This window comes from Bradyrhizobium sp. JYMT SZCCT0428, from assembly GCF_018131075.1.
In the GTDB taxonomy this organism is placed as follows: Bacteria; Pseudomonadota; Alphaproteobacteria; order Rhizobiales; family Xanthobacteraceae; genus Bradyrhizobium.
The window spans coordinates 22,104-40,279 of sequence record NZ_JAFCLS010000046.1 but is presented as its reverse complement, the minus strand read 5'-3'; the positions used below and the strand labels follow the sequence as shown (position 1 = coordinate 40,279).

The following is an 18,176-nucleotide window of genomic DNA, read 5'->3' as shown; positions in this document are numbered from 1 at the left end:
AGCTGCGCTCGCGGGATGCTCCCATGCGCGCAGGTGCCTGCCGCGAGGGAAGTTTGCGCTCTAGAGTGCTGCCGATATAGCGATTCCATCTCGGCGGCTTTAGGCTGCGAAGAAAAATATTACGCCTCAAATGAACAAGCTCGAACGGCAGCGCGGTCAATCTGCCGACCATGATACGTTAACCGACGAAATTTCGGCTGAAATCTCGCACATCACGACCGAGGTCATCGATGTCAGCGATGCGCCGCCGATTGCGCCGCGCGCGCCGCTGACCCAGGACGAGGTCCGCACCATCCTGATCAGCCTGATGCTGACGATGTTTCTGGCCGCGCTCGACCAGACCATCGTCGCAACCGCGTTGCCGACCATTGGCCGCCAGTTCGGCGACGTTTCCAATCTCTCCTGGGTGATCACGGCCTATCTGTTGGCATCGACCGCGGTGGCGCCGGTGTTCGGAACGCTGAGCGACATCTACGGCCGCCGCGTCATGATCATTGTCGCCCTCAGCCTGTTCATCGCGGGCTCGATCCTGTGCGCATTGGCGCCGAACATGCCGATCCTGATCCTCGCGCGCGGCCTGCAGGGCCTCGGCGGCGGCGGCATCATGCCCGTCGTGCAGACCGTGATCTCCGACGTGGTGAGCCCACGCGAACGCGGCCAGTACCAGGCCTATTTCAGCGGCGTGTGGGTCGCCGCCGGAATCGGCGGGCCGGTCATCGGCGGGGTGTTCGCCGAGCATCTGCACTGGTCGATGATCTTCTGGATCAACGTGCCGCTCGCGATCGGCGCGCTGGCGCTGCTGTTGCCGAAGATGGGCAAGATCCCGGTGTTCCACCGCCGGCGCAAGGTCGACTGGCTCGGCGGCGTCTTGCTGATGGCGGCCGCGGTCGTGTTCATGCTGGTGCTGACCTGGGGCGGCAACCGTTATCTGTGGCTGTCGCCGACCATCATCGCGATGATCGGCGCCTCAGTCGCGCTGGCGTTCAGCTTCGTCTGGCACGCGCGCAAGGCCGACGAGCCGTTCCTGCCGCTGCCCCTGATGGGCGGAACGGTGGTGCCGTATGCGATGGCCGCCGGCGGCTGTGCGCTCGGCGCCATCACCGGACTGACGGTCAATCTGCCGCTCTATTACGAGGTGGTCTATCACCTCACCGCCAGCGAGGCGGGGCTTGCGCTGATCCCGCTCGCCGCGATCTCGACCTGCGGCGCCGCGATCGCCGGACGCACCATGGCGCGCGCCAAACACTACAAGCGCGTCGCGATTATCGGAACGTCGATCGCCGCGATCTCCGGATGCGCGCTGGCGCTCACCACGCTGCCGCTGTGGGGCTTGCTGGTGCTGCTGTCGGTGTTTGCCCTCGGGCTCGGAACGACGTTCCCGGTCAGCGTGGTCTCGCTGCAGAATTCGGTGGCGCGGCCGCAGATCGGCACCGTCACCGGTGCGATGAATTTCTTTCGCGCGCTGATGTCGTCGTTCACGGTCGCAGCCTTCACCGCGATCCTGCTGATGGTGCTGGGGGCGGACATTTCGCTGGTCGGCGAACACCACGGTCCCCTGAATTCGATCCCCGTCGCCGACATGATCACGGCGTTCCGCTACGTATTCGGCGCTGCGGCCGCGCTGATGGCAGGCGCCACGCTCTGCATGATCCTGATGGAAGAACGACCGCTCGCCGGACCGGGGACGCCGCCGCCGGTCGAGATGGCGGAATAGGGCGCTAGAGCTTCGGCTCTGATTGCATCAGAACCGAAGCTTTAGATTCTTGTTTTGACGCGTTTTCTTTACGTGAACCGGTACCTACTTCGCTCGAAAACGCTTTAGCTCGCCTGTGCCAGCCGCGTATCGATTTCGTCCCGGAGCAGGGCGAAGTCGATCGGGCTCGTCATCGACCAACAAGGACCAGAACACTCACGTCGAACCCCGGGTCTTGCTGAGAGGATTGCTGGTCCTCGGCAGAACAATGCGAAACTCGGTGAATTGACCGGGCTCGGTATCGACGTCGATCGTGCCACCATGCTGTTTCACGACGATGTCATGGCTCATCGACAGGCCAAGCCCGGTGCCTTCGCCCGCAGGCTTGGTCGTGAAGAACGGATTGAACATCTTGTCCTTTACCTCGGGCGGGATGCCTATCCCGTTGTCACGGATGCGAATCTCGACGGCATCGCCGAGATCGCGGGTGGCGGCGATCAGCACGGGATCGAAGCCGGACTGGCCGACCTCGATCCTGCGCCGGTTCACGGCATAAAAGCCGTTCGAGATCAGGTTCAGGAACACGCGGGTGATTTCCTGCGGAAACATCTCGACCATGCCGGCATTGGCGTCGAAGTCGCGCTGCAGTGTGACGTTGAAGTCGGCTCGTTCGGCGCGGGCACCGTGATAGGCGAGGTTGAGGCTCTCGTCGATCAGCGCGTTGATGTCGGCGGGCCGGTGATCGCCGCCTCCCTCGCGCGAATGCAACAGCATGTTCTTGACGATGGAATCGGCGCGCTTGCCGTGCTGGACCACCCTTTGCAAATTGTCCTTGAGCAGGCCGGTCAGTTCGTCGACCTCTTCGCGGATCTTGTCGCTGATCTCGGCAGGCTTGAGCACGTCGTTCAGTTCATCGGTCAGTTCCGCCGAAAGGGCGGCGAAATTGTTGACGAAGTTGAGCGGGTTCTTGATCTCATGCGCGATGCCCGCGGTGAGCTGGCCGAGCGAAGCGAGCTTCTCGGTTTGCACCAGCCGGTCCTGCGCGGTACGGAGATCGTCGAGCGACCGCGTGAGATCGTGGGTTCGCTCCCGAAGCTCCTTGAGCAACCGTGTATTCTCGATCGCAATAACGGCCTGGCTGGCAAAGCTGCTCAACAGCGCAATCTGCTTTTCGTTGAACGGCGAAACTTCGAGACGGTAATTCCAATGGTGCCGACAAACTCGTCGTCCTTGATCATCGGAACGATGAGGATCGTGCGCGCGCCCGCCAGATCGGCGAGTTGTACGGTCGCCGGATCGCCCTGGATATAGAGCGGCCGTGTGCGGAGGTCATGAATGTGTGCAACTTTCTTTGTCAGGACCATTTGTCCGAGGTCGCCGTCGGGATGCGCCCGAAAACTCCGCTGCCTGGCGGCCTCGAATGCCGAAGGCACGTTGTGAAAGCCGACGGTATGAAAGCTGTCGCCGTCGTACAGGTTCATGAGGCCGAACTGCGCGCCGCAAATGCGTGTGGCGTTTTCGAGCATGCTCTTGAACACCGGCTCCAGATCACCGGCGGACCGGCTGATCACGCTCAGCACTTCCGACGTCGCGGTCTGCTGCTCCAATGATTCCGAAAGCTCGCGGGTGCGCTGCTGCACTTCCTCGAACAGACGGACATTGCCGATCGCGATCACGGCCTGGTCCGCGAAGGTCTGCAGCAAGGCAATCTGCTTCTCTTCGAAGGGGTTTACTTCGAGGCGGCGGAGCGTGATCACGCCAAGGCTTTTGCCGTCGCGGAGCAGCGGCACGCTCAGAACGGTGCGCTGGCCATTTTTCTGTCCCAACGTCTTGGCTTCGGGAAATTCGTCGCCCTCGGGAGACAGGAGGTCTTTTACCTGAACCGGCTTTCCCTCAATGACAGCTCGGCCGGCCGTCCAGTTCCGGCTGATGGGCCGGTCGTTCAAGGTGACCGATAGCGGGCCATGGTGCGCACTGAAGCGAAGGTTGTCGCCTTGTTTGAGGCGCACTATGGCGTCATACGCATCGCAAACCTCGCAGGCGCTTTCGACGATCGCCTGGAGCACTGGGTTGATATCGGTCGGCGAGGAGGCGATGACCTTCAGGATATTCGCGCTTCCGGTCTGGTAGGTCAGCGCTTCGGTAAGATCGCGCGTGCGTGCCTGAACCTCGTCGAACAAGCGAACATTCTCGATCGCGATCACGGCTTGGTCGGCGAAGGTCATGGCAAGATCGACATGTCGCTCGGTGAAAGGGTGCACCCTCTTGCGGAACAACAGCAGCAGGCCGATCGCGACGCCCTCGCGCAGCAACGGAACGCCCATCATGCTTCGTATGCCGACCCGTTGCTGCAAAGCGAAGTCATATTCCGGGTCGTTCTCTGCGTCCTCGATGAGAACAGGTGCATTTTCGAGCAGGACGCGCGCGCCAAGCGAGCCGCGTCCAGGCTTATGGTCGATTTCCATGACCGTGCGGTGATGCTCTTCGCGTAAGCCAAAACTCGCCGCGCCTCGAAATCCCTCGCCGATCCTGCGATGGATGATGACAATGTCGGCCTCGCACAGGCCGGCTGCCGACTCCGAAAGCGTGTCGAGGACCTTCTGCAGATCGAACGCGGAACGGCTGATGACCTTGAACACGTCGGCGGTCGCGGTCTGCTGCTGCAGGGATTCGCTCAAATCTTCCGTGCGCTGGCGAACCTCATCGAACAGGCGGACGTTCTCGATCGCAATGACAGCCTGGTCGGCAAAAGTGGTAACGAGGTCGATCTGCTTCTGCGTGAACGCTGCCACCCGCTGTCGCGCCAGCACGATGGTTCCGATCGGCTCATTCTCGCGCAGCAACGGCACGCATAACGTGGTATGCTGACGGCCGATCGTGGTAGCTTCGCGCAAGGTGTATTCAGGATCGGTGGCGACATCGAGAATTTGAACCGTGCGCCGTTCGAGTACGGCGCGGCCGGTGATCGAACCTCTGTCGGCCTTGAGGGGGTGGGTCACGAGGAATTCGATGTACTCACGGCTGTAACCGACGGCGGCGCCGGCCCGATACTCATCGCCTTCGCGCCGCATGATGAAGGCCATCTCGGCGTCGCAGAGCAGGGCAGCGGTGTTCACCAGCGTATCAAGCACCGGTTGCAGGTCGAAGGTCGACCGACTGATGGTCTTGAGAACGTCGCCAACCGCGGTCTGCTGCTGCAGGGACTCGCTCAGGTCTTCAGTGCGCTGCTTGACCTCGTTGAAGAGGCGGACATTCTCAATGGCAATCACCGCCTGGTCGGCAAATGTTTTGAGCAGGTCGATCTGGTTGTCGGCGAACCGTCCCGGCTCGGCACGCGAAACACCAATGGTGCCGATCGCCACGCCTTCGCGCAGCATCGGCACGGAGATGATGCTTCGGTAGCCCCGGGCGTGCGCCGTTTCCTTGACGGCTTCGGGGACGTCGGGTTCGGTTTCGATATCGGTCCGGAACGCGATCGTCCCGGTCAGCGCCGCCCGGCTGTGCATTCCGGAGGAAGCAAGCGGGGTCGGGAACGAACTCTGAATCGCCTCGTCGCCGGCCTCGCTTCCCGCGGTGTGGGCTGCCAGATCAAGCTGGTCGCCGACAACGCGGGTGACGAGCGCGGTCTGGCCGTCGAGCAGCCGCTTGGCACTTTCGGCGATGGCGTCGAACACCGGTTGTACGTCGGTGGGAGAACTGGCGATGACGTTGAGAATCTCCGCCGTCGCGGTCTGCCGCTCCAGCGCTTCCTTGGTTTCACTGAACAGGCGAGCATTCTGGATCGCGATCACGGCCTGATCGGCAAAGGTCTGGACAAGCGCGAGTTGTTTGTCCGAAAGCTTGAATCCGACCTGCGGGTGCGTCAGAATGATGGTGCCGATGCCCTTGTTTTCATGGATCAGCGGCACGAAGATGATGTTCCGGAAGCCACCAGCGGCTGCGATTTTTCGAGTGAACTCTGGTGTGTCCGGCGCGCTGGCATCGGGAATCTCGATGATTCGGCGCTCCAGCATCGCACGCGCCGAGGGTGAGCGATCCGGGTCGAATGCGATCGGATACCTGGCCCTGGCAGCTTCGTGATCGAAACTCGACGCGATCTCCGCGATTGCGTTCCAATGCAATTTGCCATCCTTCAGCGTTGTGATGGTGGCCGAGCATGGCTCGAAAAGCCGCGCAGCGCTCTTTACGATCGCGTCGAACACCGGCTGCACGTCCGAAGGCGAACTGGCGATGACCTTCAAAATGTCGGCCGTCGCGGTTTGCCGCTCCAGCGCTTCCCGCGTCTCGTTGAACAGCCGCGCGTTCTGGATCGCGATGACAGCCTGGTCGGCGAAGCTGCGCAGCAGGCTGCACTCTTTTTCGCTGAACGGCTTCATCGAAGTGCGGCCGACGAAGATCGAGCCAATGGCACGGTCCTCCCACAGCATGGGCGCGAGTGCCATCGAATAGTTCTTGCCGATACGGCGGGCGATCTCGCGCAGCGGCGAAGGCACGTCCGGATCGTTGAATACGTCGGCGTAATGGATCAAGCGGCGCTCGCGGAAGGCCACCTCGCTCGCGGTTCCCTCCAGCGGCACCGGATACAGCGCGCGCACGCGCTCGGCGTTGGCGCCGTGCGCCGCGCCGATATGGAGCAGTCCATCATCGCCTGCGAGGTAGATGAACCGGTCATCGCCGCCAAATAGATGCTCGATGCTGCGCAAGATCGCATCGAATACGGGCTGGGCATCGGCGACCGAGCTGCTGACGACCCGGAGGATGTCCGCCGACGCCTTTTGCTGTTCCAGCGCCTCCCGCGTCTCGTTGAACAGCCGCACATTTTCCGTCGCGATCACCGACTGCGCGGCGAACATTTGCAGCAGCCGGACGTGCGGCTCGTCGAACGAGCCGGGTGCCCGGCGCGTGACCGTGATGATGCCGACGGCCTTGCCCTCGTTCATGAGCGGCGCGAACAGCATGCTGCGATATCCCCGTGCACGCGCGATGTCGCGTGCGGCCGGCTCGAGCTCGGTATCGACGAGTTCCGCCGGCGCACCATCGCGAACCAACTGATAGGGCGGGAACCGGTCAAGCGGCATCGGGAACGAGGATTGCAGCACCGCATCGCCCGCGGGGTCCGTCGGAGTGAACGCGGACAGATGGATCCGGTCGCCAGCGTAGCGAAAGATCGCGGTGGAAAATCCGCCGATCAGCCGGTTCGCGCTGGCCACGATGGCCTCGAACACCGGCTGCACATCCGACGGCGAGCCGGCGATCACCTTGAGGACATCAGCCGTCGCGGTCTGTCGCTCGAGCGCCTGTCTGGTTTCGTTGAACAGGCGTGCGTTCTCGATCGCGATCACCGCCTGGTCGGCGAACGTCTGCAGCAATTGCACGTGGTCGGCGGCAAAGGCGCCCGGCTCCGCGCGGGTGACGCTGATCATGCCGACCGGCTCGCCCTGGTTCATCAGGGGCGTGAACAATACACTGCGGAAGCCGCGCAGCCGCGCCAGTTCCCGGTTCAACTTCGGGACGTGCTCGGCTTCGCTGTCGGGAAACTGAACGGTCTCGCCATTGCGCACCAGCGCGAAGGTCGGGAATTCCGAGATCGATCTAGGAAACGAGGCCTGCAGGCCTTCATCGGCGGTGGGGCTGGTCGGTGTGTACGCCACCAGATGCAGTTCGTCGCCGAGAAAGCGCAGCACCGTGGCGGAGAACCCGCCGAGCAGTCGCTTGGCGCTGGCAGCGATGGCTTCGAACACCGGCTGCGCGTCGGAGGGAGAGGCGGCAATGACCTTCAGGATTTCGGCCGTGGCTGTCTGTCGTTCCAGCGCTTCCCTTGTCTCGCGAAACAGCCGCACGTTTTCGATGGCGATCACAGCCTGGTCCGCAAAGGTCTGCAGCAGGGCTGTCTGTCTGGCTGTGAAGGCGACCGGTTCCAGGCGACGAAGTACGATCGCACCAATGGCCTCTCCCTCCCGCAGGAGAGGTATGCTGAGGCTGCAGCGGTGCCCCTGTTCGCGCGATTGCCGTTGCCCCTCGGGAAAATCGGCAGCCTCGGGCGCCCAAAAGTCAGACACCTGCACAGGTACCTTGTCGACAACCGAGCGACCCGTGACCCACTCCCTGTTGATCGGACGACTGTGTTGACCTGTCGGTATCGGCCCGTGATGGGCGCTGAAATGCAGATGGTCGCCAATCCTGAGCAGGACGTTGGCATCATAGGCGTCACAAAGTGCGCAGGCGCTTTCGACAATTGCCTTGAGCGCCGGTTCGACATCGGCCGGCGAGGACGCGATCACCCTGAGCACGTCGGCGGTAGCGGTCTGCTGACGGAGGGATTCGCTCAGATCGTTGGTGCGTTGGCGCCGTTCGTTGAACAGCCGCGAATTCTCGATCGCGATTGCGGCTTGATCAGCAAAGCTCTGCTGCAGCGCGAGTTCGTCGTCGGTGAAGGGCGCGAGGCGGTCTCGGTAGACGATGAGAATACCGATCGGCTTGCCCTCGCGCCGCAGCGGTGTGCCGGCGACCGTGAGAAGACCCGCGGCGCGCGAGGTCACGAGACCAGGCCATTCGGACATCTCGGGACCGAGGTTGGTCAGATCAGGCACATGGATCTGATGGTCGAGGGCAAATACCGCGCTTGGGAGGTTGCGGGCGCCGATCTCAAGCTGCGCCGCAGGTACTTCTTTGCCGATACGCTCGGAGCCCTCGCCGAAACGGATCGAGAGACCCCATCTGTCGCCGTCAGCGATCCGGATCGTGACGCTCGCCGCATCGAACAATCGCGCGGTCGTCTCGGCGATCTGGTACAGCGCGTGTTCGGCATCGCCCGATACGCTGGCAATGGTTCGCAGGATATCGGCGCTGGCGTTCTGGCGCTCGCGGGCGATGCTCAGTTCATGAATGAGCCGGCCGTTTTCCGCGTCCATCGCCGCCTGACGGGCGATCGCCACGTCGTGGGCGGCGAAGCTGGATTCGAGCCTCTGCTCGAGCTCGCCAACCAGTCTGTGAAGATCGGCCACGGCGTCCGGGGGGAGCGCGGTCATTCACTCAATCCATTTCACGGCAAGCCATTTCACAGCAAGCTTTGCAGGCCGATGGCGCCAAGCCATCAGCGCTCGCACCAATGTGGCAGATAATTTCATTCCAGGCGGGGCCAAGCCAGCGCCGTCCCGGCCTTTTCTTAAGGCCGGGACGCCAGAATGTGAAGCAGGCTAAGCGGTTATCGGCCGGGGCGGTGATCAGGTTCCGGGCCGGGAGACCTCGGTCTCCTTGCTGGTGATGAATTCCAGCAGCACCGGGATGCCTTCCTTGGTCTTGGCGATGCCGCGCTGGATCGCGGGAATGATGTCTTCCGGCTTGGTCACCCGTTCGCCATAGCCGCCGAAGGCGCGCGCCATCGCGGCGTAGTCGCCGGAAATGTCGGTCGAGCGGTATTTCTCGGTCGAGATCGGCATTACCTTCAGCTCGATCGCCATGGAAAAATTGTTCAACAGGATCGACATGATCGGAATCCGCTCGCGCACGGCGGTCTCGAAATCCATGCCGGTGAAGCCGATCGCGGCATCGCCCCAGACATTGATGCAGAGCTTGTCGGGCTTTGCCAGTTTGGCGCCCATGGCGAGCCCAAGCCCGTAGCCGAGCTGGGTGGTCTTGCCCCAGCCGATATAGGACAACGGCTCGACCGATTTCCAGAACGGCGACAGCTGGTCGCGCGGGCTGCCGGCATCATGGGTGATGATGGTGTTCTTGATATCGACGGTGTGCTGCAGGTCCCACAATACGCGATAGGGATTGAGCGGCGCGTCGTTGTGGGTGAGTTTCGGCATCCACTTCGCCAGCCACTCCTTGTGCGAGGCGGCGATCTCCGCGGCGACGGAGGATGCGTCACGATCGCTGGTGACACTCTTGCCGATCTCTTCCAGCAACGCATCGAGCACCAGGCCGGCATCGCCGACCAGGCCGATCCTGGCCTCGACATCCTTGTTGAGATGGTTGGGGTCCAGCGTCGAATGGATGATGGTCTTGCCCTTCGGCATGGCGATGCCGAACGAGGTCTCGGTAAAGGAGCAGCCGATGCCGAAGATCACGTCGGCCTCGCCGAGGAATTTTGGCACCGCGCGGGGCACGGCCAGGCCGCCCGAACCGAGCGATAGCGGATGCGTCTCCGGAAACGACGATTTTCCGCCAAGGCTCGTGGTGACGGGGATGGCGAGACGCTCGGCCAGCCGCTTCAATTGCGGCCAGGCCTTGGCGTAGTGCACGCCCTGGCCGGCGTAGATCACCGGCCGCTTGGCGGAGACGAGAAGTGCGGCGGCTTCCTTCACATGAACGGGATCGGCACCGTAACGCGTGCGCAGCACCGGCGTGTAGTTCAGCGGCTCCGGCACGTCTTCGTTCCACATGTCGGCCGGGATTTCCACAATGACCGGCCCACCGCGGCCGTTCTTCAGCTTGGTAAAGGCGCGACGAAAGATGTTGCAGACTTCAGCCGCGATATTGATCGGCTCGGAGGATTTTGAGAACGCCCGCATCGCCTGGCTGGAGTTGAAGTTCGGGTCGATATTGGCGAGCCGCCGCGCATAGCCCATCGGCAGCACCAGCACCGGGACGGATTCGCCGTAGCACTGCGCCACGCCGCCCATGGCGTTTTCGGCGCCGGGGCCGTGCTGCATGCAAAACGCGCCGATCGAATGGCCCGAGGTGACGCGGGAGATCGCATCCGCCATGTGGACGCCGATGCGTTCCTGGCGGACCATCACGGGGCGGATATCGGCATTGGCGGCATATTCGATCAGATGATTGACGGGATAGCCGCAGAGGATCTCGATCCCCTCGCGCTTCATGATTTCTGCAATCGCCGCGCCGAGCTTCATGACGGTCTCCCCCTTGTGTGCAGGCCGGTTCGTTCGGCCGATTTCTCACAGTTGGAACAGGAATTTTCCGTCCGGTAAAGCGCGGGCGGCGCCTGCTCCGGGAAGTGCTGATATGCGTTTGCCGCCGGAGCGGTTGCTGCAGACCAATACCGGCGCCAGACCGATGAGCCCGACGTCCAGCGGTTCCTACTCGATCAGAACGTGTCGGGCGCTGTTCGCCGCGGCGGCCTCAAGCCTGCCGCGTCCTACGGGCGAGAGGAGGGCTACTATCTCGCCTCGTTGCGGCGATGGGTGAACATCGCCGCCATCAGGCCGAGGACATACGCCGTCAGGCGGCGATCGTTGCCGAATCGCACCTCGGCAGTGCGCTGCTCTTCCAACTCATCGTTCAGGAGGCCGATGTAGTTTTTTCCTGGTTCACGCTTCTGCGCGGACATGTGCGCTCGATCCGGAATACGCCGATCCGCCGACCATGGCGGGCGCGACACAATTCAGAGTAAATTTTTGGTACCGTAGGAATACCTGTGCAGTCAGGGCTCCGGCTTAATAAGTCGTTCATCCTGTTCGTCAAAACGTCGTCAATCATTCCAATCTAGGGTTCCATTTGGAGCGGGGCGCGGGGAGAATTCCAGCGGCGTCGACAGGAGTTTTCATGCGTCGATTGTTGAAGAATTTTTTCAGGGATGAGTCCGGCGCGACCGCAATCGAGTATTGTCTCATTGCGATGGGCATCGGCATCGTGATCGTTGGTGCCGTCAACGGCGTCGGCACTGCGCTCAGCACCAAATTCGAGACTGTCAGCACATCGCTCAAATAGGGACGGACCGGCAGCGCGCACCATGCAAGAGCTGCTGTTCGGGACCTGGGGTCCATCAATCGCCAGCTTCGGCCGGCAGGTCATCGCCTACGGCGTGCAGCATCCGTGGCGCGTATTCGCCGCCATACTGGTTGTGGCCCTGCTCACGGATCTGATGCTCCGCAATCGACCAACCGGCGACGGCATCGACGGATTTGATTTTGGCGGGGGAGACGGCGACGGGGACTAGCGCCACAAAACCGCGTTACCGGTCGTTTTCATCCGTATATAGCGCCCGCATCATTGCAATCCGCGCGAACATCAGCCACCCGCCGCCGGTCTCCGCAGCCCTGATCAATTGCTCGACCGCGGTTTGCCAGCGCGCTTCCTGCTGTTCGGCTTTTGGCAGTTTCATGACGTAGTCGGCGGCGTGCTGCAGCGTCGTGAGCGTGCGGCCGCCCCGCAGCGCGATCGGCTCATTGAACGGCGTCGACCACGGCATCGCGCGCTATCGGCCGAATGCCCGCGCGATCAACTGGCCTTCCTGGTGCGGGCGGACGCACGAACCGGCTTCTCGGCCTTCTTAGGCGCTTCCTTGACAGTTTCCTTGGCGGCGCGCTTGCCGCTGCCGCTGATCGGCAGCAGCATTTCGCGCTGGCCGGCGGCTGCCTTGCGCGGCTTCTTGCCTTTGGCTTTGCCGTTTTCCTTGGCTGCGGCAGGAGCGGCCTGTTTCTCGTTGGCGAGGCTGCGTTTCAGTGCGTCCATCAGATTGATGACGTTGCCCCCGGTCTTCGGTGCCGCCTTGGCTGATGTCTTCAGGCCATTGCGCTTCTGGTTGATCAGGTCGATCAGCGCCTGCTCGTAGCGATCCTCGAACTGCTCGGGTTCAAACGATCCGGATTTCTGCTCGACGATATGCTTGGCCAGATCCAGCATATCCTTGGTGATCTTCACGTCCTGGATGTCGTCGAAGTATTCCTTCTCGCTGCGGACCTCGTAGGGGTAGCGCAGCAGGGTCCCCATCAGGCCGTTGTCGAGCGGCTCCAGTGCGATGATGTGTTCACGGTTGGTCAGCACCACGCGGCCGATCGCGACCTTGTCCATGCTGCGGATGGTTTCGCGGATCACCGCAAACGCGTCGTGGCCGACCTTGCCGTCCGGCACGAGGTAATAGGGACGGATCACGTAACGGCTGTCGATATCCGTTCTCGGTACGAACTCGTCAATTTCGATGGTGCGGGTCGATTCCAGCGCGAGATCGTCAAGCTCGTCCTTCGACACCTCGATATAGGTGTCGGTGTCGATCTTGTACCCCTTCATGATGTCTTCGTTCGCGACTTCCTCGCCGGTGTCGGCGTCGACCTTGGCATATTTGATGCGATGGCCGGTCTTGCGGTTGATCTGGTTGAACGAGACCTTCTCGGTATCCGAGGTCGCCGGATACAGGGCGACCGGGCAGGTCACGAGCGAAAGGCGCAAAAAGCCTTTCCAATTGGCGCGGGGGGCCATGGGAAAACTCCGAGGACGCAACAGACGACCGTCAAGAATACCATCGGCAGACCCGGTTTCAAACACAGCGGGGAAAGGAATCTGCCAACGGCGTTAACCGAGACCGAGCGATATGTTCCGCCGTTCGGCTACGACCTTTTGGACGACCTGATCGCAAAAATGCCGGGTGCAAGGCCCCGGAACATCATCTGCCATCATGCGTTGCTTTTGACAGGTGGTGTCGAAGCAATAGCTGGCATTACAGGCACTTACGCAATTGAGGTCCCCCATGGCAACGCGTCGGCATGACCAGATTATCGAAACCCCGACCGAAGCGCGTCAGGCCGAACCCGGTCCCTCGGTGCTGGCGCTCCTGACCGTCTCGACTGGACTGGTGATCCTGGGCGTGGTCTGGTTCGTGTTTTTCCGGACGTAAGGGACGGTACAAATGACACTCGCCGGCAGTCCGGCCGGACGATGCACGCCGGTTGCCGGTGGCGTGCGGTTGGAATAGCACCGTGGTGTCCCTTGGCCGGAATGCGCACGCGGATGAGCTTCACCTACGTCATTCCGGATATTCACGGCCGCGATGATCTGCTGAGCCGCGCGCTCCTGGAGATCGATGCACATGCGTCCGGCAACGTTGGCGCCATCGTCACCATCGGCGACTACGTCAACAAGGGCCCTCAGAGCAGGCAGGTGATCGAGCGGCTGCTGCCAGGTGTTGACGGCGGCTGGCGGTTTGTTGCGCTGAAGGGCAATCACGACGCGATGATGGTCGACGGGCTACGCGATCCGGCGAAGCAGGCCTTTTGGCTGGAGCGGGGCGGCGACATGGCGCTGGCGTCCTATGGCGGCGATCCCGCCGCGGTGCCGCCGGCCCATATCGCGTGGCTCGATCAATTGCGGCTGCTGTATGTCGATGCGCACCGCCTCTATGTGCACGCCGGCGTCGAGGTGGGGACACCGCTGGAGAAGCAGAGCGAAAAAACGCTGTTGTGGAAGCGCTACCCGAAGGACGATTCGAGCGGATTCGGCGCGCTCCACGTCGTGCACGGCCACGACAATGATCCCGAAGGCCCACTGTTATTCGAGGGCCGCACCAATCTCGACACCGCCGCCTGGAAAACCGGACGGTTGACGGTTGGCGTGTTCGACGATGGCCGGCCTGGCGGCCCTGTCGATTTGATCGTAGTCCGCGGGGCAGACGGTCGTTAGCCGCGCTTTTGGGCGCTTTGGGCGGCCGATTCGGCATGCTAGACGCGTCAAAACAAAAATTTGGAGCCCCGTTCCGATTCCATCGGCGCGGGGCTCCAGGCATTGCCTGCGACTGAGCGCCGCGCCTAGCGGGCCGCCATGACAAAAAAGTAACCTGGCGCCAAGTGCCCTGTTCATTGGCCGTTCACGCCGGTGAGCCTCATCTTGTGGCAGGTTTCGTGAAGCACACCATTGGAGGCCAGCGTGCGCCTGCTTGTCGTCGAGGATGACCCCGATCTCAACCGTCAGCTTACGACGGCGCTGACGGATGCCGGTTATGTGGTCGATCGCGCGTTCGACGGCGAGGAGGGGCACTACCTCGGTGACAGTGAACCCTATGACGCCGTCGTTCTCGACATCGGCCTGCCGAAGATGGACGGCATCTCGGTGCTGGAGTCCTGGCGCCGCAACGGACGGGCGATGCCGGTGTTGATCCTCACCGCCCGCGACCGCTGGAGCGACAAGGTGCAGGGCTTCGACGCCGGCGCCGACGACTATGTCGCAAAACCCTTTCACCTCGAAGAAGTCCTGGCGCGGATCCGCGCGCTGCTCCGCCGTTCCACCGGTCACGCCCAGTCGGAACTGACCTGCGGCCCGGTTTCACTGGACACCCGCACCGGCCGGGTCAGCGTGTCAGGCAATCCGATCAAGATGACGTCGCATGAATACCGTTTGCTCGCCTATCTCATGCACCACACCGGGCGCGTGGTGTCGCGCACCGAACTGGTCGAACATCTCTACGATCAGGATTTTGACCGCGATTCCAATACCATCGAAGTGTTCGTTGGCCGGATCCGCAAGAAGCTCGACGTCGATATCATCCAGACCGTGCGCGGGCTCGGCTATCTCCTGACGCCGCCGGCCCCCGGCGCGTGACCAGAGCGTTTTCCAGCGAAGTGGCGCCCGGTTCGCATAGCAATCAAGTTTACGCAGATTGCATAGACTTATCTGCGGTAGAAAACGCGTCAAAACAAGAATCTAGAGCCCCGTTCCGATGCAATCGGAACGGAAAGCGCTCTGCCGGCCCCTGATTAAAGGCGTTGACGAAGCAACACGCTTACTTCTTTGTTTGAGCATGTTTTTGTCTGAAAACCGGCCGCCACTTTTCCGGATCGCGTGCTGATGCGCGGCTCCTCGCTCGCCACACGGTTGTTCCTGTCGGCGACCGCGTGGGTAGTGGTGATCCTTGTCATCACCGGGTTCGTGCTGTCGTCGGTCTATCGCGATGCCACCGAGCGCGCTTTCGACCGCCGCCTCAATCTCTATCTGCGCACCCTGATCGCGGAGGTCGCCACGCCGGACGAGCCGCCCGACCACCCGTTCCAGTCGCTCGGCGAGCCATTGTTCGAGCTGCCGCTGTCGGGCTGGTACTGGCAGGTCGTGCGCACCGACGGTGACAAGCCCGAAGCGCGGGTGTCGCGTTCGCTGTGGGACAAGAAGCTGCCGAAGCTCGAGGAGCACGGCGCCGAACTGACCGCGGCCGGCATCCGTCTCGGCTATGTCGACGGCCCCGAGGGGCAGAATTTGCGGATGGTGGAGCGGCCGGTCGACCTCGGCGCGGACGGCAAGTTCCTGATCGGCGTCGCCGGCGATGCCGCCGAGATATTCGATGAGACGCGCAGCTTCGACTATTACCTCGGCGGCACCTTCGCGGCGCTCGGCATCGTGCTGCTGCTGACCACGATCTTCCAGGTCCGCTTCGGGCTTGCGCCGCTCAAGCGCATTTCGGAATCGATCGCCGATATCCGCTCCGGCCGTGCCGAACGGCTGGAGGGCGAGTTTCCGGTCGAGATCGCGCCGCTGGCGCGCGAGACCAATGCGCTGATCGACGCCAACCGGGAAATCGTCGAGCGCGCCCGCACCCATGTCGGCAATCTCGCCCACGCCATCAAGACGCCGTTGTCGGTCATCGTCAACGAGGCCGCCGCGCACCCCGTCGATGCCTTTGCCAGCAAGGTGCTGGAGCAGGCCGACGTGATGCGCGATCAGGTCGCGCATCATCTGGAGCGCGCGCGCATCGCCGCGCGCGTCACCGTGGTCGGCACGGTCACCGAGGTCGCGCCCGCGATCGAGGCGTTGCGGCGGACCATGGAAAAGATCCACCGGGATCGCGCCATCGCGATCGAGCTGAAAGCCGATTCCAACGCGAAGTTTCGCGGCGAGCGCCAGGACCTCGAGGAGATGGCCGGCAACCTGGTCGACAATGCCTGTAAATGGGCCGCCTCGCAGGTTTTGATCGAGGTGCTGCTGGAGCCGGCGAAGGAGCCAAGTGCAGGCCCACGGCTGCGGATCATCGTCGATGATGACGGCCGCGGGCTGTCGGCCGACGAGCGCGCGCAGGTCTCGCGGCGCGGACAGCGGCTGGACGAATCCAAGCCGGGCTCTGGCCTCGGGCTTTCGATCGTGGTCGATCTCGCCGCCCTCTATGGCGGCAGCCTTGCGCTCGGTGATGCCCCGATCGGCGGGTTGCGGGCCGAGCTGGTGCTGCCGGGGGTTTGAGCGCGAAAAGCGATTGAATCCGGTTGGAGGGACCGGCCATGCCGCCCTTGATTTCATCATTCCTAAACGACTTCTTAACGCGCGCACTTTTATGATGGCGGTTGGACGCGCGTTGCCGTCCGGACGACACACGCATATCCACACCGGGCGCATGAGCCAGACATCGACCGAGCGGCTGAGGGACTATCTCGCCCAGCTCCCGCCTCAGGCGCAGGCGCTGCTGATGCGCTCGTTCGAGCGCGCGATCGAGCGCGGCGAGGAAGTCGCGGTCGCCACCCTCGTACTCGAGCAATTGCGCAAGGTGGTGCGCGGAACCGAGGAAGACGAAGAAATACGGCCGCGGACCGACGATCCGGCGCGTCTGCTGTTTCGCCCGATCGAGCCGTTTCTGGTTGAGAGCAATTTCCCGATGCGGCAGGGCCAGATCCGCCGCACCTCGCTGCTGCCGGTCTGGCAATGGTTGGCCCGGGACGGCGCGCCGGAGCAGGCGCGGGCCTTCGAAGCCGCGCTGGCCGACATCAGGCAGAGCGGTTCGACCGCAGGACTGGAATCGGAGTCGCGCAAATTCCAGCTCGCCGCCGCGGAGGCGATCGCCAAGGTCGCGGCGCCGGTGCAGGGCGACGACAGGCAGCGTTCACTCGCGCGTATCGGCCCGCCCAACGTCGTCGAGGACTTCCTGTCGATCGGGTCGGTGTTGCGCGCCCGTGAGGCGATGGACACGCTGGGTAGCCGGCTTCCCAGCCAATTGCGGGCGTTGTCGGAATCCCAGATCGCGTCGGTGACCTCGGCGCTCAATGTTCCCTCGTTGCAGACGCCGCAACTGCTGCCGTTCGCGCTGTCGCTGATCATGCAGCGGCTGGCGGCGCCGTGGCAGATTATCCGCCTCGCGATCAAGATGGCGGCTTCCGACGATGAAATTCGCGTCGCCGCGACGCCGTACGGCATCGCCGTCACGCTCGCGCTGCACGATCTGTCCTTTCTCGCGGCCTGCCTGCGCACCGACATCAGGCGCGGCCAGTTCGACAATGTCAGCGAACAATTGAAGACGCTGCATGACGGCGTGCGCGGCTTGCGCACCGAACTGGACCTGCGCAACGATTCCACGTGGGGCAAGCAGCTGACCTCGATCCGCGCCGACATTTCCAATTCGCTGCAGTCGGAAATCGACAGCGTGCCCGGCCGGGTCCGGCGCATCCTGCGCCAGCGCGCCGACAAGGACATTTCGTCGGCTCCCAAGATCGACGCCACGGACGTCGAGGAAACCGCGGCCCTGATCGATTTCGTCGCGGTTTGCCGCACCTATGCCAGCGAGCTTGCGATCAACGAGGTCACGTTGCGGACCTATTCCGACCTGCAGCATTATGTCGAGCACTCGACCGAGGCGCTGGTGCAGGCGCTGCGCGGCGGCGACACCAAGGCGCGCGCCTACCGGCAATTACAGGCCAAGGCGGCGATCCGCTTCTGCGAAGTCCTGTTCGGCCATGATTATGCGTCGCTGATGAGCAGGGCGGCCGAAAACGCCGTCACGGGCGAGCGCAAATCCGCCGAGCGCAAGTCCACCCGCAACGGATAGGACGGCGAGGTC

At 62.9% G+C, this 18,176-nt stretch carries 14 protein-coding genes; 8 read left to right on the top strand and 6 right to left on the bottom strand.

Translation table 11 applies throughout. From position 1 onward, the window contains the following. Nucleotides 1-130 precede the first annotated feature (130 nt). On the top strand, nucleotides 131-1,714 hold the full coding sequence (locus tag JQ575_RS34180) for an MDR family MFS transporter (protein WP_212037591.1): 1,584 nt from the start codon (nucleotides 131-133) through the stop codon (nucleotides 1,712-1,714). 195 nt (nucleotides 1,715-1,909) lie between these two features. Here the strand turns inward: JQ575_RS34180 and JQ575_RS34175 are convergent, their stop codons facing one another. From JQ575_RS34175 to JQ575_RS34160, 4 genes are all read right to left on the bottom strand, one after another. Then, nucleotides 1,910-2,848 (bottom strand): sensor histidine kinase, encoded by a 939-nt coding sequence (locus JQ575_RS34175; RefSeq protein WP_212037589.1) that lies wholly within the window; start codon nucleotides 2,846-2,848, stop codon nucleotides 1,910-1,912. Further along, nucleotides 2,845-8,721: a GAF domain-containing protein gene (locus JQ575_RS34170; protein WP_212037588.1), complete on the bottom strand. Its 5,877-nt coding sequence runs from the start codon at nucleotides 8,719-8,721 to the stop codon at nucleotides 2,845-2,847. The genes JQ575_RS34175 and JQ575_RS34170 overlap by 4 nt, the downstream gene beginning before the upstream one ends. A 195-nt stretch (nucleotides 8,722-8,916) precedes the next feature. Next, the gene (locus tag JQ575_RS34165) at nucleotides 8,917-10,551 is read right to left on the bottom strand and encodes a thiamine pyrophosphate-requiring protein (RefSeq protein WP_212037587.1); all 1,635 of its coding nucleotides are present in this window, start codon (nucleotides 10,549-10,551) and stop codon (nucleotides 8,917-8,919) included. 266 nt (nucleotides 10,552-10,817) lie between these two features. Further along, on the bottom strand, nucleotides 10,818-10,988 hold the full coding sequence (locus JQ575_RS34160; protein WP_212037585.1) for a hypothetical protein: 171 nt from the start codon (nucleotides 10,986-10,988) through the stop codon (nucleotides 10,818-10,820). A gap of 215 nt (nucleotides 10,989-11,203) precedes the next feature. On the opposite strand from JQ575_RS34160, the gene JQ575_RS34155 reads away from it, so the two are divergent. Together JQ575_RS34155 and JQ575_RS34150 are read left to right on the top strand one after the other, a co-directional pair. Further along, the gene (locus tag JQ575_RS34155) at nucleotides 11,204-11,368 is read left to right on the top strand and encodes a Flp family type IVb pilin (protein ID WP_212037584.1); all 165 of its coding nucleotides are present in this window, start codon (nucleotides 11,204-11,206) and stop codon (nucleotides 11,366-11,368) included. Nucleotides 11,369-11,390: 22 nt separating this feature from the next. Continuing rightward, nucleotides 11,391-11,597 carry a hypothetical protein gene (locus JQ575_RS34150; RefSeq protein ID WP_212037582.1) on the top strand — a complete coding sequence of 69 codons (207 nt, stop codon included), beginning with the start codon at nucleotides 11,391-11,393 and terminating at the stop codon, nucleotides 11,595-11,597. 15 nt (nucleotides 11,598-11,612) lie between these two features. Here the strand turns inward: JQ575_RS34150 and JQ575_RS34145 are convergent, their stop codons facing one another. Then, entirely contained in the window at nucleotides 11,613-11,849 is a 237-nt protein-coding gene (locus tag JQ575_RS34145; protein WP_212037581.1) for a hypothetical protein, read from the bottom strand. A gap of 29 nt (nucleotides 11,850-11,878) precedes the next feature. Next, nucleotides 11,879-12,856 carry a Ku protein gene (locus tag JQ575_RS34140; protein ID WP_212037579.1) on the bottom strand — a complete coding sequence of 326 codons (978 nt, stop codon included), beginning with the start codon at nucleotides 12,854-12,856 and terminating at the stop codon, nucleotides 11,879-11,881. A 268-nt stretch (nucleotides 12,857-13,124) separates the two neighbouring features. Between JQ575_RS34140 and JQ575_RS34135 the strand changes: the two genes are divergently transcribed. From JQ575_RS34135 to JQ575_RS34115, 5 genes are all read left to right on the top strand, one after another. Then, entirely contained in the window at nucleotides 13,125-13,271 is a 147-nt protein-coding gene (locus JQ575_RS34135; protein WP_212037577.1) for a hypothetical protein, read from the top strand. 113 nt (nucleotides 13,272-13,384) lie between these two features. Next, nucleotides 13,385-14,053: a metallophosphoesterase gene (locus JQ575_RS34130; protein ID WP_212037575.1), complete on the top strand. Its 669-nt coding sequence runs from the start codon at nucleotides 13,385-13,387 to the stop codon at nucleotides 14,051-14,053. Nucleotides 14,054-14,296: 243 nt separating this feature from the next. Further along, complete coding sequence (locus tag JQ575_RS34125; protein ID WP_192734300.1) at nucleotides 14,297-14,968, top strand: response regulator transcription factor; 672 nt, start codon at nucleotides 14,297-14,299, stop codon at nucleotides 14,966-14,968. 246 nt (nucleotides 14,969-15,214) lie between these two features. Continuing rightward, complete coding sequence (locus JQ575_RS34120; RefSeq protein ID WP_212037573.1) at nucleotides 15,215-16,591, top strand: sensor histidine kinase; 1,377 nt, start codon at nucleotides 15,215-15,217, stop codon at nucleotides 16,589-16,591. 151 nt (nucleotides 16,592-16,742) lie between these two features. Next, nucleotides 16,743-18,164: a hypothetical protein gene (locus tag JQ575_RS34115; RefSeq protein ID WP_212037571.1), complete on the top strand. Its 1,422-nt coding sequence runs from the start codon at nucleotides 16,743-16,745 to the stop codon at nucleotides 18,162-18,164. Nucleotides 18,165-18,176 lie beyond the last annotated feature (12 nt).

Bases quoted from the DNA above. Each gene is read 5' to 3' on its own strand.
- JQ575_RS34180 (WP_212037591.1), top strand. From the start codon at position 131: ATGAACAAGCTCGAACGGCAGCGCGGTCAATCTGCCGACCATGATACG.
- JQ575_RS34170 (WP_212037588.1), bottom strand. From the start codon at position 8,721: ATGACCGCGCTCCCCCCGGACGCCGTGGCCGATCTTCACAGACTGGTT.
- JQ575_RS34165 (WP_212037587.1), bottom strand. From the start codon at position 10,551: ATGAAGCTCGGCGCGGCGATTGCAGAAATCATGAAGCGCGAGGGGATC.
- JQ575_RS34160 (WP_212037585.1), bottom strand. From the start codon at position 10,988: ATGTCCGCGCAGAAGCGTGAACCAGGAAAAAACTACATCGGCCTCCTG.
- JQ575_RS34155 (WP_212037584.1), top strand. From the start codon at position 11,204: ATGCGTCGATTGTTGAAGAATTTTTTCAGGGATGAGTCCGGCGCGACC.
- JQ575_RS34150 (WP_212037582.1), top strand. From the start codon at position 11,391: ATGCAAGAGCTGCTGTTCGGGACCTGGGGTCCATCAATCGCCAGCTTC.
- JQ575_RS34145 (WP_212037581.1), bottom strand. From the start codon at position 11,849: ATGCCGTGGTCGACGCCGTTCAATGAGCCGATCGCGCTGCGGGGCGGC.
- JQ575_RS34140 (WP_212037579.1), bottom strand. From the start codon at position 12,856: ATGGCCCCCCGCGCCAATTGGAAAGGCTTTTTGCGCCTTTCGCTCGTG.
- JQ575_RS34135 (WP_212037577.1), top strand. From the start codon at position 13,125: ATGGCAACGCGTCGGCATGACCAGATTATCGAAACCCCGACCGAAGCG.
- JQ575_RS34130 (WP_212037575.1), top strand. From the start codon at position 13,385: ATGAGCTTCACCTACGTCATTCCGGATATTCACGGCCGCGATGATCTG.
- JQ575_RS34120 (WP_212037573.1), top strand. From the start codon at position 15,215: ATGCGCGGCTCCTCGCTCGCCACACGGTTGTTCCTGTCGGCGACCGCG.
- JQ575_RS34115 (WP_212037571.1), top strand. From the start codon at position 16,743: ATGAGCCAGACATCGACCGAGCGGCTGAGGGACTATCTCGCCCAGCTC.